This window comes from Pseudomonadota bacterium (assembly GCA_016195085.1).
Taxonomy (GTDB): domain Bacteria; phylum Pseudomonadota; class Alphaproteobacteria; order SHVZ01; family SHVZ01; genus JACQAG01.
The window spans coordinates 75907-91145 of the sequence record JACQAG010000022.1; the positions used below are offsets into that span (position 1 = coordinate 75907).

Here is a 15239-nt window from a genome sequence, read left to right on the forward strand (position 1 = left end):
CCCGTCTCAACGAACCGCTCCCAGTCAAGAGAATCGGATCACCCGGTATGTCTCGTCCTCCCGAATCGCGTGGCGCCCCGATCACCGATAAGAAACAGCTCGTCGAATACCTCGAGCAAGGCTCGAAGCCGCGCGAGAAGTGGCTCATCGGCACCGAGCATGAGAAGTTCGCCTTCCGGCTGAAGGATCTTCGGCGCCTGCCCTATGAGGGCCCGGACGGGATCGGAGCCGTGCTCAAGGGCCTGATGCGGTTCGGCTGGGAACCGATCGAGGAGAACGGCAACGTCATCGCGCTCGCCAAGGGTGCGTGCGCCATCACGCTCGAGCCGGGCGGGCAGTTCGAGCTGTCCGGCGCGCCGTTGCCGACCATTCATGCGACCTGCGATGAGCTGCAGGAGCACCTGGACCAGGTGCGCCAAGTCGACCGGGAGCTCGGCACCGGCATGCTGGGCCTTGGCTTCGATCCGAAATGGCGGCGCGAGGACATCTCGTGGATGCCCAAAGGCCGCTACAAGATCATGCGGGCTTATATGCCAAAGAAGGGCAAGCTCGGCCTCGACATGATGACCCGCACCTGCACGGTGCAGGTCAACCTCGATTTCTCCGACGAGGCCGACATGGTGCGGAAGTTCCGCGCCAGCCTGGCCCTCCAGCCGATCGCCACGGCCTTGTTCGCGAACTCGCCGTTCACCGAAGGCAAGCCCAACCGCTATCTCTCCTACCGCAGCCACATCTGGACCGACACCGATCCCGACCGCTGCGGCATCTTGCCCTTCGTGTTCGAGCCCGGCATGGGTTTCGAGCGCTATGTGGATTGGCTCCTCGATGTGCCGATGTATTTCGTTTACCGCGACGGTCGCTACATCGACGTCTCGGGCAAGTCGTTTCGCGAGTTCATGGCGGGCAAGTACCACAATCTCGTGGGCGATGAGCCGCGGATCACCGATTTCATCGATCACATGACCACGGCCTTCCCCGAGGTCCGGCTCAAGCGCTTCCTCGAGATGCGCGGCGCCGATGGCGGGCCCTGGCGGCGACTGTGCGCGCTGCCGGCACTGTGGGTGGGGTTGCTCTATGATCAGGCCGCGCTCGACGCCGCGGTCGATCTGGTCAAGGACTGGACGCTTGCCGATCACGAATTGCTCAGGCGCGAGGTGCCGCGCACCGCGCTCAAGACCAAGTTCCGTGGACGCAGCGTCGGCGAGGTGGCGAGCGAGGTCCTGCGCATCGCCCGCGCCGGCCTCAAGGCCCGCCATGCTCTCGATCGCGGCGGCAGCGACGAGACCGGGTTCCTCACCACCCTCGAGGAGATCGCCCAGAGCGGCCGCACGCCGGCCGAAGAGCTGCTGGAGGCCTTCCACGGCCGTTGGAAAGGTTCGGTCGATCCGGCCTTTAGCGAGTACGCATACTGAGGCCGAGCGCGCGTGCTAGGGTTCTCGACAGTTGGAGGCATTCGATCGCAAGCCGGCCCTGAAGGGAGCGGAGAGGATGGAGCCGAAACAGCGCAGCCATCACGATATGGGCGGCCTCCCGGCGGGTGCCGTCGAGCAGGGCGAGCACGACTACGCCCTTTGGGAAAAGCGGGTGGATGCGCTCATGCTGCTGTTGTCCGACCGTGAGCGGAACCTGATGCGGGTGGATGAGCTCCGGCGCAACATCGAGGCGATCGGACCCGATGCCTATGACCGCATGGGCTATTACGAGCGCTGGATCACCTCCATCGCCTCGACCTTACTGCAGCGGGGCGTCATCACCGCCGACGAGCTCGGCCGCAAGCTGGCCGAGATCGAGGCGCGAGAGAACCGGGCATGACCCGGGGGTGGCCTTTAGGAGAGGGTGAGGATCACCCCCTCCTTGAAACCTCCCCGCGCTTTCGGCCCGGAGACCGTGTCAGGGTGCGGGCTGCCGATCCCCCGGGCCACATCCGCACGCCGTGGTACATCCGCGGCCATGTCGGCGAGATCGAGCGCGTTTGCGGGCTGTTCGCCAATCCGGAGGAGCTCGCCTACAACCGCCACGGCCTGCCGAAGCGGCCGCTCTACCGCGTGCGGTTTCGCCAGCAGCAGGTGTGGCCCGGCTACACCGGGCCGGCGCATGACACAATCGACGTCGAGATCTACGAGCATTGGCTGGAAGAGGCGAGGTCATGACCCAGCATCAGCACGGCCACGATCACGATCATCCGCATCCGACGCGACCGGACCAGGATGGTCCGCTGACCTATCATCAGCGGCTGGAGACCGCCATTCGCGAGCTCCTCATCGCCAAGGGCATCGTCACGCCGGAAGAGATCCACCGCGCCGTCGAGGCGATGGATGCGCGCTCTCCGGCCCAGGGTGCGCGCATCGTCGCCCACGCCTGGAGCGATCCCGCCTATAAGCGGCGTCTCATGACCGAGGGCGGCAAGGCGGTGACCGAGCTTGGCATTGAGGTCGGCGCCTACAAGCTCATCGTGGTGGAGAACACCGAGCGCGTGCACAATCTCGTTGTCTGCACGCTCTGCTCCTGCTATCCCCGCGCGATCCTGGGCCTGCCGCCGGACTGGTACAAGAGCCGCGCCTATCGCAGCCGCGCCGTCAGCGAGCCGCGCGCGGTCCTGGCCGAGTTCGGCACGCACATTCCCGACGACGTCGAGGTCAGGGTGCATGACTCGACGGCGGACATGCGCTACCTGGTGCTGCCGAAGCGCCCGAAGGGGACGGATAACTGGCCCGAGGAGCGCCTGGCCGATATCGTAACCCGCGACACCATGATCGGCGTGAGCGAACCCAGCATCGATTGACAGCGTGGCCGGACGCAGCCGCGGCAGCGGCGTCTCGGACACATCAATTCCCCGGCGCCGCCTCCTGCCTGGCGAAGACGAAAAGCTCGCCGGCCACCTCGGCCGCACCCTGGCGCCGTAGGATCGCCGGTCGCTGAGCCAACGGGCCGAAGCCGGCGGCGGCAGCAACCTCTTTCACATAGTCCGGGTGGTGGGCATAGCGCAGGCCGTCATGCAGCGTGTAGCCCGGAGCCGCCGAGGCTTCGGTGGAGCAAGCGAACAATCCACGGTGCTTCAGCGTGCGGCCGACGGCGGCGAACACGCCCGCCAGATCGCCGAAATAGTTGAGGACGTCGCTCGCCATCGCCAGATCGAACCGCCCAGGAGGCTGGTGCGCCAGCGCCTCCATGATGTCGCCTTCGATGAGCTCGGCATAGATGCCGCGGCTGCGGGCTTGGGCAAGCATGGCCGGTGAGAGGTCGATACCCGTGAGCCGGCCTTCATAGGCAGAGAGCGCCAAGCCGGAGAGTCCGGTGCCGCAGCCGAGATCGAGAATGTCCATGTCCCGCTTCGGCGGCAGCAATTCACGCAGCATCTCGGCCAGGAGTGCGGGTGTTGCGTAACCGAGCTTGTCGATGAGATGGCGATCGAATTCGGTGGCGTACTTGTCGAAGAGGCCGCGAACATAAGCCGCGGGCGGCCGCGTCGGCGCTTCGCCTTCGAGTGCGGCCAGGAGAAAGCGCGCTTCGGCGAGGCTGGGGTCGATCGCCAGCGCCGCCCGGCAGGACGCGATCGCGGCAGGAGGGTCCCAGCGCTTCAAGGCATGGGCGCGCCCGAGCCTGGCGACCGCGTCCTTTGCATCGAGGCTTGCCGCGCGGCCGAAGGAAGCCGCCGCCGATCGGCCGGCGCCGCCATCCACCAGCGAGCCCAAATTGCGATGCGCCATCGCCGAAGCGGGCCCGAGAGCGACGGCCCGGCGGAAGTTCCGGACCGCCCAGCCGGCGTTCCCCGCGGCGGCGAGAGCGCTGCCAAGATTCACGTGATAGATGACCGCGTCCGGTCGACACCGGAGCGCTTCGTTCAGAAGGTCGATGGCCCGCTGCTGATCGCCGCGCTGATGCCAGATCACGCCCAGAAGGTTGAGGGCCTCGGCGTTGCGCGGCTCGCGGTCCAGCACATGCTCGTAGTGCTCGGCAGCCTCGCTAAGCCTTCCGGCCTGGTGCAGGGCCAATCCAGCCGTCAGAAACTCCCGCCGGTCTGCGCGCTTCGCGGCCTCGCGCGCCTCGCGGCGCTTTTGCTGGCGGGTCAACAAGCTCTACGGGACCTGTTATCGACTGCAGCGGGAGCTTAGACCGTCGGCCGCATCGGGCAAATCGCGGGACCGGGGAGGGTCGGGGAGGGGGTGCGCCGCACGTCGGTCCGCACGTCGCGGCCCCGACCCCAAAGTCCCCCCCCCCCCCGGGGAGGGTCGGGGAGGGGATGAATTTCTTCGTTTACGACACGACGACGCTGGCGTCGGAAAAATGCTTCTGCTAAAATTGTCGAAAAATTATTTCAAAATTGTGTTTATTGCGCATCTGGGGGCAGCAGGGCATGTTGAGCGACGACGAGCTCAAGAGAGAAATCTCTGACATTGACGCGAAACTGGAAAGCCAAAGCGCTTGGCTGACCCCGCGCTTCCGCAGCGGCTTGCTGGCGGCGCGCGAGGTCCTGGTCAACGTGCTGGACCGCCGCAAGGCGCCCTGGCCGGCGCTGTTTCCGAGGGCCCCGGCACCGCCCGCTCCGCCGCGCGAACAGCGCAGCCGGCATCCGGCCATGCACATCGTCGGGCAGTCCTGACCCTTCGGCCGTAGGCGCAGGGGAGGGGCCATGCCGTCCATGGCCCCCGTGTGCCTAAGGGCGGCGCTCAGTCCCCCGTTCGGGAGCGGGTCAAATCTCTATGGAGAGCTTGTTGCCGCGGCGGCGCGGAGTCTGCTCGGTCCGCTCGCTGGTACCGCTCGGCGCCGCCTCCACATCCCCCGTTTCGGCGTCGACCCCGCGATTGTCCGGGTTTGCAGCCTTGCCGCCTTCCTTGCCGCGGCTGGCGCCGGTGATGGCCCTGGTGGTCTGAGCCGCAATCGGCTGTTGCGGGGCAACGACCAAGAGCTCCGGACGGCCCTGGGGTGTGGCCGTGGGCGGAACGAACGGCAGGGGCGGTGGGATCACGATGCCCATAAACAAAATGTGAACCCAGAACGATTCGCAGTCAACTGTCGCGTGAACCGAAGTCCACTTGAAAAGCGGCGAAGACAACCAAAGTACCGGAGTGCCAGGCGCCCAATAGGGTCTGGCGTCCCTGTCTAAGTGCATTCGGCCCATTCCGGGCGAATGCTCCACCATGTTGCTCATCAGGAGGATATGGCTATGTTGAGCTTTGATTTCTCGCCGCTTTTCCGCTCCACCGTGGGTTTCGACCGGCTCGTCGACTTGATCGACAGCGCCAACCAGGCCGACGCCGGCAGCGGCTATCCGCCCTACAACATCGAGCGCACCGGCGACGACAGCTACCGGATCACGCTGGCGGTGGCTGGCTTCGATGCAGCCGAGGTTTCGATCACCGCCCAGGCCAACAGCCTGGTCATTGCCGGCAAACGCAATGACGATTCGGGCGAAGGCAGCTATTTGCACCGTGGTATTGCCGGGCGTGCCTTCGAGCGTCGCTTCCAGCTCGCCGACCACATCAAGGTGACCGACGCCAGCTTGGCGAACGGCCTTTTGAAGGTCGATCTCGTGCGCGAGGTCCCGGAGGCGATGCGGCCGCGCCAGATCCCGGTCCAGACCAAGCTCGAGAAGGCCTCGATCGCCGATAAGGCGGCGGCCTAACCGTCAGCGGGCCGGGTTCAAATCCGGCCTGGAGCAGCGGGCCGCTCCGGAGGCATCCGGGGCGGCCCGCGCCGTTTTCACTGGGCGGCTTGCTCGACCAGGCGCCCGCCGCCATTGGCGAAGGCCAGCTCGCGAGCGTGGAAGGCGCGCAAGGTGGAGCGGTGGCCGACGCTGACCAAGGCCGTATGCGCCAAGCGCTGGCGCAGCAGCCGGTAGATCTCCGCTTCGGCGGACTCCTCCATGGCCGAGGTCGCCTCGTCCAAAAAGAGCCAGTCCGGGCGATGCAAGAGTGCCCGCGCGACCGCGAGGCGCTGCTGCTCGCCGCCGGACAGGATCTGGCCCCAGTTCTCGGAGCGCTCGAGCGCGCCCGCGAAACGCTCGAGCCCGCAGGCCTGGAGAACCTCTCGCAGCGCGTCGTCATCGGCCTCGAGGCCGCCCGGAAACAGCAGCGCACTGCGCAGGGTGCCCAGCGGCAGATAGGGCTTCTGCGGCAGGAAGAGGAGGCGTTGGCCGGCCGGGACGGTGATCTTCCCCCGGCCGAAGGGCCAGATCCCGGCGATCGAGCGCATCAGGCTCGATTTGCCGGAGCCCGTGGGCCCGGTAATGAGCACGCTCTCTCCCGCGGCGAAGCGGAAGCGGAGGTCGCTGACGAGCGGCCGTCCGTCGGGAAGCTGGATCTGGAGATCCTCGAGCCCGATCTCCGCCGGCTTCCCGTCGCTCGCCCGCGTGACGGTGATTCCCGGGTGCCGTGCAGCCTCTTCGATCTCGTCGAGCGTCTGCAGGAAGCCGGTCAAGCGGTTCACGACCGCTCGCCAGTCGGCAATGGTGGTGTAGGAATTGACGATGAAGGAAACGGCGCCCTGCACCTCACCGAAGGCGCTAGCGACCTGCATCAAGCCGCCGAGCTGGATCTCCTTCGCAAAATAACGTGGCATGGCGACGACGAAGGGAAAGATGATCGCGACTTGATTGTATCCGGCGGTGAACCAAGTCAGGCGCTTTTGCCGGCTCATGATCTGGCGGAAATTGCCGACGACATAGGTGAAGGCATTGCTGAGGCTCGCCTCCTCGCTTGCCTCGCCGCGGTAGAGGGCGACACCTTCCGCGTTCTCGCGAAGGCGCACGAGCCGGAAGCGGAAGTCCGCCTCAAAGCGCTGCTGGTCGAAGTTGAGCTTGACCAGCGGGCGACCGATGTAGTGGGCGAGGCAAGTTCCGAGAGCCGCATAAATGAGCGCTGCCCAGCACATATAGCCGGGAATCACGATGGTGCCGATCCCCGGTATCGGCAGCGGAGCGCTCCCCGACAGATCCCAGAGGATCACGATGAATGAGATCAGGGTGACGGCGGAGCTGAGCAAGCCGAGCGAGAGGCTGAGTGTGGTGGCGACGAACTGCTGGATGTCTTCCGAGATGCGCTGGTCCGGGTTGTCGGTCCCCTTCCATACGGTTTGCAGGCGATAGTAGGCGGAGTCCTTGAGCCACTCTCGCAGGAACCGGTGCGTCAGCCAGCGGCGCCAGCGGATCTGCAGCATTTGGTTGAGATAGATTCGGTAGACCGCGATTGCGATGAAGGCTGCGGCAAGCCCGGCGAACACCAGCAGCTCGTGGAATGCCGCCGCCTCATCGAGCTCCTGTAGCGCGTTGTAGAAGCGGTTGTTCCACTGATTGAACAGAACGCTCACATAGACTTGGGCGAGGTTTAGCGCGACCACCACAGCAAGCAGGCCACGTCCGGCCCAGCGCTCTTCGGACCACCAATAGGGGCCGGCGAGGCGCCAGAAATAACCGAGGAAGCTCTGGGTCGATTGCGCCATTGGGCGACACTCCTGGATACGGCCAAGCGGCGGACCATCAAGCGGGATCGTGGCATTAGCGAGGCAAGTCTAGCCTCCGCAGACGGCCGGATACAAAAGCACGCCAGACGCCGCGGATGGAGCGACGCGGGGCGGATTGCCTCCTCCGTCGCCTGCATCCTATGGTCGCCCCATGCCCACCACCGCCGCCTTCGCCGGCATCTACCCCATCGTCTACGGCTTCTTCGACCGCGAGGGGCGTCCGGATCGCGCCCAGATGCGCCGTCAGGTCGAAGGCTTGCTCCGCCACAAGCCCCACGGCATCGCCATGCTCGGGCTCGCCACCGAGACCGGCAAGCTGCAGGTGCAGGAGCGCCGCCAGATCATGGAATGGGTGGCCGAGGACGTCGCCGGCCGCGTGCCTCTGGCCGTCACCGTGGCCGAGCCCAGCGTCGCCGGACAGGCGGAATTCATCGCCGCCGCCAAAGGGCTCGGCGCGAGCTGGGTGATTCTGCAGCCGCCGCCGGTGGCGGGCTTGGCCGAGAGCGAGTATCTGAGGTTCTTCGGCGCCGTCGCCCAACGCAGCCAGCTCCCGCTCGCCATCCAGAACGCCGCGCAATATATCGGCATCGGCCTCTCCAACGCCGGATTGAAGACGCTCAACCGCAATCATCCGAATGTGGCGCTGCTCAAGGCAGAGGCGCCGGCGCTGGCGATTCGGCGCTTGATCGAGGAGTGCGACGGCGTCTTTGGCGTCTTCAACGGGCGGGGCGGCCTCGAGCTCACCGACAATCTCCGCGCCGGTTGCGTCGGCATGATCCCCGCACCCGAGTGCTTCGACGTGCAGGTGCGGATCTATGAGCTGATGAAGACGAGGCGAGCCGAGGACGAGACCGAAGCCGAGCGGTTGTACCGGGAGATCTTGCCGTTGATCACCTTTCTCATGGCCTCGCTCGACACCTTCCTCTGCTACGGCAAGCGGCTGACGGCGCGTCGCCTCGGCATCGCCGAGGTCTTCGATCGCGCGCCGGCGCAAGCCCCGACCGAATTCGGTCTGGCCATGCTGGAGCGGTTGAGCCGCGACCTCCGCCCGTTCTGAGCGGACGATTTCCCGCCCCTTGATGCGTCAACAGAATTTTTTTGGCCTTTGTGGGTCTCGGGACGAGATTCGCTATAGGCAGGGGGAAAGTTTGGTTTTAATCTCATCGATGTGGACGGGAGTGGCGACGGGCAGAGGCAGGTGCCGACGTTCCGGCAGACCCGTGCAGAGGTGGCGATAGCCACCACTCACTCTTTCCGCAACCTTCCAAAAGGGGGTTTTATGAGATGCCCAACCTGCCACGGTTTCGGTCTGTAGCAGACCTTCTGGGCGTTGATCGCCCCTCCGATCCCGTTCATTGCATTCGTCCCGCCATCATCGAGGCGGCAGCGCGCACGCTCCTGAGAGAATTCCCGGGTGCGGTCGCCTATGCGGTGAAGGCGAATCCTTTGCCGATCGTGCTGGAGACGCTGTTCCAAGCGGGTGTGCGGCATTTCGACACCGCCTCGCCGGCGGAGATTCGCCTGGTGCGGGGTATGTTCGGCGACCAGGCCACGCTCTACTACAACAACCCCGCCAAGAGCCGCGATGCGATTCGCGAGGCCTATGGGGTAGGCGTGCGTCGGTTCAGCGCCGACTGCGCCGCCGAGATTGACAAGATTCGCGATGTGCTTCCCGCCGATGAGGCGGTGGTGATCGCGGTTCGGATGATGACGCCGCCGGGGACCGCCGTCTTCAACCTTTCGCGGAAGTTCGGCGCCGATCCCGCCGACGTGCCGGCGTTGCTGAAGCGGGTGAGAGATCACGGCTTCAAGCCGGCGCTCTGCTTCCATGTCGGCTCGCAATGCGTCGAGCCGGCGATGTTCGATCGCGCCTTCCAGCTGACCAACCGGGTCATCGAGGAGGCAGGAGTCGCTCTCGACCACCTCAATGTCGGCGGCGGCTTCCCCACGGCCTATGCCGGCGAGAAGGTGCCGCCGCTTCGCGCCTTCATCAGGGCGATCAAGCTCGGGCGGCCCGACCTTCCCTTGGTCTGCGAGCCGGGAAGGGCGCTGGTTGCCGAGGGCAACTCGGTCTTGACGCAGGTCACGCTCCGCAAGGCAAACGCGCTCTATATCAACGACGGCGTATTCGGCAGCTTCATGGAGATCCCCTACGGCAAGGATCGGTTGATGCTGCCGGCGCGGCCGATTCGTCCGGGCAAGGGGTTCCGCAGCCGGACCAAGTCCTACACCATCTACGGGCCGACCTGCGACGGCAACGACGTGCTGCCCTATCAGGTGCGGTTGCCCGAGGACATGCGCGAGGGCGACTACATCGAGTTCGACCGGATCGGCGCCTACGGCATCTGCATGGCCACCACCTTCAACGGCTTCACGCCGAGCGCGGTCGTGGTGATCGAGGACGCCGACGCGGTCGAGCTACCCACGCCCATGGTCATGGCCGAGGTGGCGTAGCGCGCCCGTATGAGGATTGCGGGCTTACAGTCCGCAGAGCTTGTCCGGGCCGAGATCGAAGTGCAGGTGGTCGGCGTGCGAGCGGTCGTAGTTCGGCGTCAGCGTCGCCCGGAAGACCTTGCAGGCACCCTCAGCCACGTCCTTCAGGAAGGCCGTCGCCGCACCGCGACCGCGCCAGTCGCGGCCGACCAGGATGCGCCGCCCATCGGCTAGGTCGAAGCCGGTCACATCGATGGCATCGGCGTAGGCGTGCTGGCTCAGCCTGCCGGTGCCGTAGACGCGCCGGCATTGGTAGCTCGAGACCTGCTGCACCTTGACCACGGGCTGGCCCAGATGGCGGCGCGCCGCGGGCTGCAGGACCTCCTCGGTGAACCGGGAGAAGGCGAGCGCCATCGGACAGGCAAGCGTGGCGGGGCGGTTGAACGGGATCGGCGAGGCGGTGATGCGAACCGCCTCATCGAAACCGCAGCCTTCGCGGGTGCGAACGGGCTGGATCGGTTCGAAAGCGACACCCGATTCGGTGAGCGCCGCCTGGCACTGGGCGAAGGCGCCGGGATTGAAGGGAACGGCGACAGGGGCTGGCACGTCCCGGGAAGCGCACGCCGCCAGCCACAAGAGCGCAGCAAGGATTGCCCAGTCTCGGCCCGCTCTGCCCCCCATGCCTGTCGCCCGTCACCGTCGCGGCGTCGCCCAGACAGAGGATAGCAGAGCGCGCCGCCACCGGCATGGCAGCGCACTCGGAAATCGGCATGGAGGGCCTCGCAGCTTACGGCGGATCGAACCCGCTCGCCTTGAACGCCGGGGCCATCTCAGCCGAGCGAAGCAGCCGCAGCAAGGCGCGGGCGGCCTCCGGGGAGGTCGACTTTGCGGCAAGGCCCGCCGTGTAGATCGTCCTCAGCTGCAGCTCGTCCGGCAGCGGCCCCGCGAGGTCGACGCCTTTGACCGGCATGATCTCGCTGATCTGTCCGGCGCCGAGCACAATTTCGCCGCGGGCAACCGCCTCCATCGCGCCGGCGCCGTCGGGATAGAGCTTGAGCTTGTTCTTGAGCGCGTCGGCGATGCCGATCTGCTGCAAGAGCTTGGCGAAGTAGATGCCCGTCGTGGCACCCGAGGCGGCATCGGCCATTCCCAGCGACGGGGCATCGAGCAAGGTCTGCTTGAAGTCCGCCGCGGTGGCGATCGACGGTCGCTTGGCTCCCGATCGCACCGCCACGCCCAGCCGAACCACACCGAGATCGGTGCGGCTGCCATCGGCGACGAGCCCGCGCTTCATCAGATCGTCCAGCTGCGAGGGCGGCACGATCACGATATCGACCGGCTCGCCGGAAATGACCTTGTCGCGCATCGCCCCGGCCGTGCCGAAGACGAAGCGAACATGATTGCCTGTGGCCTTCTCGAAGCTGCTCGGCACCTCGGCCACGGCCGATCGGACCGCCGCCGCGCTCAGCACCACGAGATCGGCCGCCTGGCCCGGTTCGGTAATGGCGATTGTCAGCGTTGCCACGCCGGCCAGCACGAACGATCTCATGGCGCTACTCCCTGCAGAGCTCGAGCGGTTTTGCCCGTTGTCATTGCGGCGCGAAGACGGCGATACAGCCGCAGCCGCCCTTGGAGGTGCCCATCGGCACGAGCACGCGGTTGCCGGCCTGGCTCACCGCGACCGAATGCGGATTGCCGCCGCCGAGCTTGATGCTTTGCACGAGGGTGTTCGACTTCGCATCGATCACTCCCAGCACGGGCCCGCCCTTCATCGCCCGCGAGGCGGTGTAGTACTGGCCAGCCTTGGGATTGTAGGCGACCATATCGGCCGCGCCGATCCCGGGAATGGACTTCACCACCGCGCCGGTATTGGCATTGATCACGACGATGACCGACGGCAGGCCATCTTCGCCGCCGGCGTTGCAGCCGATCACGAGATTGGCGCCGGGGCCGCGGGCGAGCCCGGCGGGAATGCAACCGTCGACCGGCAGCATCTTCACCAGCCGGCCCTTGCGCGGATCGATCACCGCCACGCCGCCCTTGCCCTTCTGGCCTTTGAGCTCGGGCACGGACATGTAGAACATGCCGTTGGGCGGGTAATACACCGGCTGCTCGATGCCGTCGGATGCGTCGGGCAGCGGAATCTTGGCGAGAACTTTGTAGCCGGGCTTGTTCGAGATGAGCGTCGCGAAAGGCGGCTCATCGGCATTGTTGGCGACGATGACGATGTCGTCCTTGGGATCATAGGCCATCTCATCGACGCGCTTCTTGCCGCCGGTCGACACCGTGGCGACGATCTTGTTGGTCTTGAGGTCGATCACTTTGGCGGTGCTGTTGCCATCACCGGCCCAGGCATTGCCGCCGGCGACGAGCACGCCATCCGGACCGGAGTCGGCGTTGCTCTTCTGCGCGCCGGTGAAGCCCGGAATGCGCGCTAGGAGCTTACCGGACTTGACGTCAAATATGTCGACCGATGCGTTCGAGCGATCGGCGAAATACAGGCGATTGGTTCTTTGGTCGACAAAGGAGATGTCGAAGTTGTCGAGCGGCGTGCCCGGGACGGCGATGGTACCGACTTGCTTCAGCTCGCGCGCATTCGCGGCGCCGGCAATCACCAAGCCCGCAAGAGCGGCGCCAAGAGACAGCGCGGTTCTGACCGACATGACGTCCTCCCGTTTCGTTGGCCTCGCTCCGAGGCGGCATTTCTACAAAGCGATCTACGCATCGATGCCGGGTTCGTTCGTCGACGCCCGGCACCTTGTGTCCCGCCGCATCAGTCGAGCCAGCGGTCGATGCGGTCGCGCAGACGATACCAGCTTCCCACCAGGGGAAGAAACCAGGGGCGGCCGCGGTAAAGCAGATTTGATGGGAATTTGAGGCCATCGAAGGCCGAGGCCTGGTTGCTGGTGCCCAGGATCTTGAGCGCGACCTGATGGCCAAGATGGGTGTTCATGACCACACCCGAGCCGTTGCAGCCCATGCAGTAATGCATGCCCTCGGCGATGCCCATATGCGGCAGCATGTCGAAGGTGAAGGCGACATTGCCGTTCCAGGCATGGCTGATGCGGGTACCGGCGAGCTGCGGGAAGACGCCCAGCATGTAACCGTGGAGCCTGGGGGCGGCGCTCACCGCGTCGACCGAGCGGAAGCTCGCCCTGCCGCCGAACAGCACACGCCTGCCGTCGGGCGACAGCCGGTAGTAATAGAGCACCCGCTTGGTATCTGCGATTACCCGGCCCCTCGGGATGAGCGCCTGGGCGCGATCGGCATCCAGCGCTTCCGTGGCGATGATATAGCTCGCGACCGGGATGAGGCGGCGCCGGAACCACGGCGTCAGCTTGCCGGTATAGCCATTGGTCGCGATGACGATCTCGCGCGCGCGGACCGCTCCGCTGGGTGTGGTGAGGGTGAAGCCGCCGCGGCTGCCGGCAAGCGCGCTCACCGGCGTCTTCGATAGGAGCCGGGCCCCGGCGCGCTCGCAGGCGGCGACCAATCCCTGGTGAAACTTGCCCGGATGCAGGCCACCGGCACGGTACACGAGCATGCCGCCGCGGTAATAGTCGCTGGCGATCTCTTCACGCTGATGCGCCTCGGGCACCATCTCGATTCTTTGGTTCGTGGTCCGAGCGATCCGCTCGGCGCGACGCTCGAGCTCGGCATAGTGACGCCGGCTATGGGCGCCGACGAAACGGCCGCTGCGGCGGTAGTCGCAGTCGATGCCCTCGCGCTCGATCAAGGTCTCGAGATGCGTATAGGAGGCCGAGGCCTCGTCCAAGAGCGCCTGCGCCCGCTCGGGCCCGAGCGTCTCCGCCAGCTCCTTGCCCTTCGCCAGGTTGATGCCGGCAGAGACCATGCCGCCGTTGCGCGAGGAGGCGCCGTAGCCCAGCGCCTCGGCCTCGAATACCGTGCAGTCGACTCCTTGGCGCCTGAGCTCGAGCGCAGCCGACAATCCGGCATAGCCGCCGCCGACGATCGCAACCTCGGTCGCTTCGGGTAGGGACGGTGTCTCGAGCACCGTCGGCGCCGCCGCCTCCCACCAGAATGGGCTCGCCTTGAAGCCGGGCGCGAAGATGCCGGAGCCAGTCATCGCGGCAGTCTGACGAAGCGGTTGGGTGGCGTCAAAGCCCTAGGCAATTGCCCTCGATCGCCAGTTCGGGAATGATGCGCCACGCATTTCGAGGACGAAGAAGGGCGAGCATGAACCAGATCGACTTGAAAGGCCGGGTCGCGGTGGTGACTGGCGGTGCCCGCGGCATCGGCTATGCCGTGGTTGAGCGGTTCCTCGCCTCGGGCGCCGCCGTCAGCCTCTGGGACATGGATGAGAGCGCGCTTGCCGATGCCGCCAAGTCATTGGGCCAATCCGAGCGTGTCGACACCAGGAAAGTCGACGTCACCAGCGAGTCGGCCGTCGCGGCGGCTGCCGGCGCGCTCGAAGCCTCGCGAGGCTCGGTCGATATTCTCGTCAACAACGCCGGCGTTACCGGCGGCAACAAGAAAACCTGGGAATACGATCCGGCCGAATGGCGCCAGGTGTGCGAGATCAATCTCATCGGCCCGTTCATCTGCTGCCGCGCGGTGATCCCCGGCATGGTCAAGCGCGGCTATGGCCGCATCGTGAACGTCGCCTCGGTCGCCGGCAAGGAAGGCAATCCCAACGCCTCGGCCTACAGCGCCTCCAAGGCGGGCCTCATCGGCTTGACCAAGTCTTTGGCCAAGGAACTGGCGCAGTCGGGCGTGATCGTCAACTGCATCACCCCGGCGGCGGTCAAGACCGACATCTTCAAGCAGATGACCCAGCAGCACATCGACTACATGCTGTCCAGGATCCCGATGGGCCGCTTCGGCCAGGTGGAGGAGATTGCGGCGCTGGTCGCTTGGCTTGCCTCGCCCGACTGCTCATTCTCCACCGGTGCCGTCTTCGACGTCACCGGCGGCCGTTCGACCTATTGAGGCGCCGAGAATGCAACCGCAGCCGATGATCGCAGTTCGAGACGTGCGGGCGAGCAGCCGCTGGTATCAGCGGTTGCTCGGCTGCATGAGCGGCCATGGCGGCGAGGAGTACGAGCAACTGGTCGACGGCAAAGGGCAGCTCCTCCTCCAGCTTCATGACTGGGACGCGCACGAGCATCCGCATATGGGCGATCCCACGATCAAGCCCTACGGAAACGGCGTGCTCCTTTGGTTCGAGACCAAAGAATTCAATGCCGCGGTCGCGCGCGCTCGAGCGATGTCGGCCGAAATCCTCGAGGGTCCGCTGGTCAATCCCAATGCGAAGCATCGCGAAATCTGGGTGCGGGATCCGGATGGCTATGTCGTCGTGCTCGCAACCGCCTATGGCGACGTTTGAG

At 65.9% G+C, this 15239-nt stretch carries 17 protein-coding genes; 10 read left to right on the top strand and 7 right to left on the bottom strand.

Going from position 1 to position 15239, the window contains the following annotated elements; translation table 11 throughout:
- The first annotated feature begins 47 nt into the window (after positions 1 to 47).
- From HY058_06090 to nthA, 4 genes are all read left to right on the top strand, one after another.
- Positions 48 to 1412: a glutamate--cysteine ligase gene (locus tag HY058_06090; GenBank protein MBI3496853.1), complete on the top strand. Its 1365-nt coding sequence runs from the start codon at positions 48 to 50 to the stop codon at positions 1410 to 1412.
- Between the two features lie 106 nt (positions 1413 to 1518).
- Entirely contained in the window at positions 1519 to 1812 is a 294-nt protein-coding gene (locus HY058_06095; protein MBI3496854.1) for a nitrile hydratase subunit beta, read from the top strand.
- Entirely contained in the window at positions 1707 to 2150 is a 444-nt protein-coding gene (locus HY058_06100) for a nitrile hydratase subunit beta (protein MBI3496855.1), read from the top strand. The genes HY058_06095 and HY058_06100 overlap by 106 nt, the downstream gene beginning before the upstream one ends.
- The gene (gene nthA, locus HY058_06105; GenBank protein MBI3496856.1) at positions 2147 to 2782 is read left to right on the top strand and encodes a nitrile hydratase subunit alpha; all 636 of its coding nucleotides are present in this window, start codon (positions 2147 to 2149) and stop codon (positions 2780 to 2782) included. Before HY058_06100 ends, nthA begins: the two co-directional genes overlap by 4 nt.
- A 43-nt stretch (positions 2783 to 2825) precedes the next feature.
- Here nthA and HY058_06110 read toward each other — a convergent pair whose 3' ends face one another.
- Positions 2826 to 4070 carry a tetratricopeptide repeat protein gene (locus HY058_06110; GenBank protein MBI3496857.1) on the bottom strand — a complete coding sequence of 415 codons (1245 nt, stop codon included), beginning with the start codon at positions 4068 to 4070 and terminating at the stop codon, positions 2826 to 2828.
- Between the two features lie 284 nt (positions 4071 to 4354).
- Between HY058_06110 and HY058_06115 the strand changes: the two genes are divergently transcribed.
- Positions 4355 to 4600, top strand: a complete 246-nt coding sequence (locus HY058_06115) for a hypothetical protein (protein MBI3496858.1) — start codon at positions 4355 to 4357, stop codon at positions 4598 to 4600.
- 90 nt (positions 4601 to 4690) lie between these two features.
- On the opposite strand, the gene HY058_06120 is transcribed toward HY058_06115, so the two are convergent.
- Positions 4691 to 4966: a hypothetical protein gene (locus HY058_06120; protein MBI3496859.1), complete on the bottom strand. Its 276-nt coding sequence runs from the start codon at positions 4964 to 4966 to the stop codon at positions 4691 to 4693.
- Positions 4967 to 5164: 198 nt separating this feature from the next.
- On the opposite strand from HY058_06120, the gene HY058_06125 reads away from it, so the two are divergent.
- Entirely contained in the window at positions 5165 to 5623 is a 459-nt protein-coding gene (locus HY058_06125) for an Hsp20 family protein (GenBank protein MBI3496860.1), read from the top strand.
- Between the two features lie 77 nt (positions 5624 to 5700).
- Here HY058_06125 and HY058_06130 read toward each other — a convergent pair whose 3' ends face one another.
- Positions 5701 to 7437: an ABC transporter ATP-binding protein/permease gene (locus HY058_06130; protein MBI3496861.1), complete on the bottom strand. Its 1737-nt coding sequence runs from the start codon at positions 7435 to 7437 to the stop codon at positions 5701 to 5703.
- Positions 7438 to 7609: 172 nt separating this feature from the next.
- Here HY058_06130 and HY058_06135 point away from each other — a divergent pair, with 172 nt between their 5' ends.
- Positions 7610 to 8515 (top strand): dihydrodipicolinate synthase family protein, encoded by a 906-nt coding sequence (locus HY058_06135; protein ID MBI3496862.1) that lies wholly within the window; start codon positions 7610 to 7612, stop codon positions 8513 to 8515.
- Between the two features lie 227 nt (positions 8516 to 8742).
- Positions 8743 to 9912: a type III PLP-dependent enzyme gene (locus HY058_06140; GenBank protein MBI3496863.1), complete on the top strand. Its 1170-nt coding sequence runs from the start codon at positions 8743 to 8745 to the stop codon at positions 9910 to 9912.
- Positions 9913 to 9936: 24 nt separating this feature from the next.
- Here the strand turns inward: HY058_06140 and HY058_06145 are convergent, their stop codons facing one another.
- The 4 genes from HY058_06145 to HY058_06160 form a co-directional block, all read right to left on the bottom strand.
- Positions 9937 to 10497 (bottom strand): extensin family protein, encoded by a 561-nt coding sequence (locus tag HY058_06145; protein MBI3496864.1) that lies wholly within the window; start codon positions 10495 to 10497, stop codon positions 9937 to 9939.
- 181 nt (positions 10498 to 10678) lie between these two features.
- Positions 10679 to 11440: a molybdate ABC transporter substrate-binding protein gene (gene modA, locus HY058_06150; GenBank protein ID MBI3496865.1), complete on the bottom strand. Its 762-nt coding sequence runs from the start codon at positions 11438 to 11440 to the stop codon at positions 10679 to 10681.
- A 40-nt stretch (positions 11441 to 11480) separates the two neighbouring features.
- Positions 11481 to 12554: a cytochrome C nitrite reductase gene (locus tag HY058_06155; GenBank protein MBI3496866.1), complete on the bottom strand. Its 1074-nt coding sequence runs from the start codon at positions 12552 to 12554 to the stop codon at positions 11481 to 11483.
- Between the two features lie 110 nt (positions 12555 to 12664).
- Positions 12665 to 13978: an FAD-binding oxidoreductase gene (locus HY058_06160; protein MBI3496867.1), complete on the bottom strand. Its 1314-nt coding sequence runs from the start codon at positions 13976 to 13978 to the stop codon at positions 12665 to 12667.
- A 110-nt stretch (positions 13979 to 14088) separates the two neighbouring features.
- On the opposite strand from HY058_06160, the gene HY058_06165 reads away from it, so the two are divergent.
- Both HY058_06165 and HY058_06170 read left to right on the top strand, forming a co-directional pair.
- Positions 14089 to 14841 (top strand): SDR family oxidoreductase, encoded by a 753-nt coding sequence (locus HY058_06165; protein ID MBI3496868.1) that lies wholly within the window; start codon positions 14089 to 14091, stop codon positions 14839 to 14841.
- Positions 14842 to 14851: 10 nt separating this feature from the next.
- Entirely contained in the window at positions 14852 to 15238 is a 387-nt protein-coding gene (locus HY058_06170; GenBank protein MBI3496869.1) for a VOC family protein, read from the top strand.
- Position 15239: the final 1 nt, after the last annotated feature.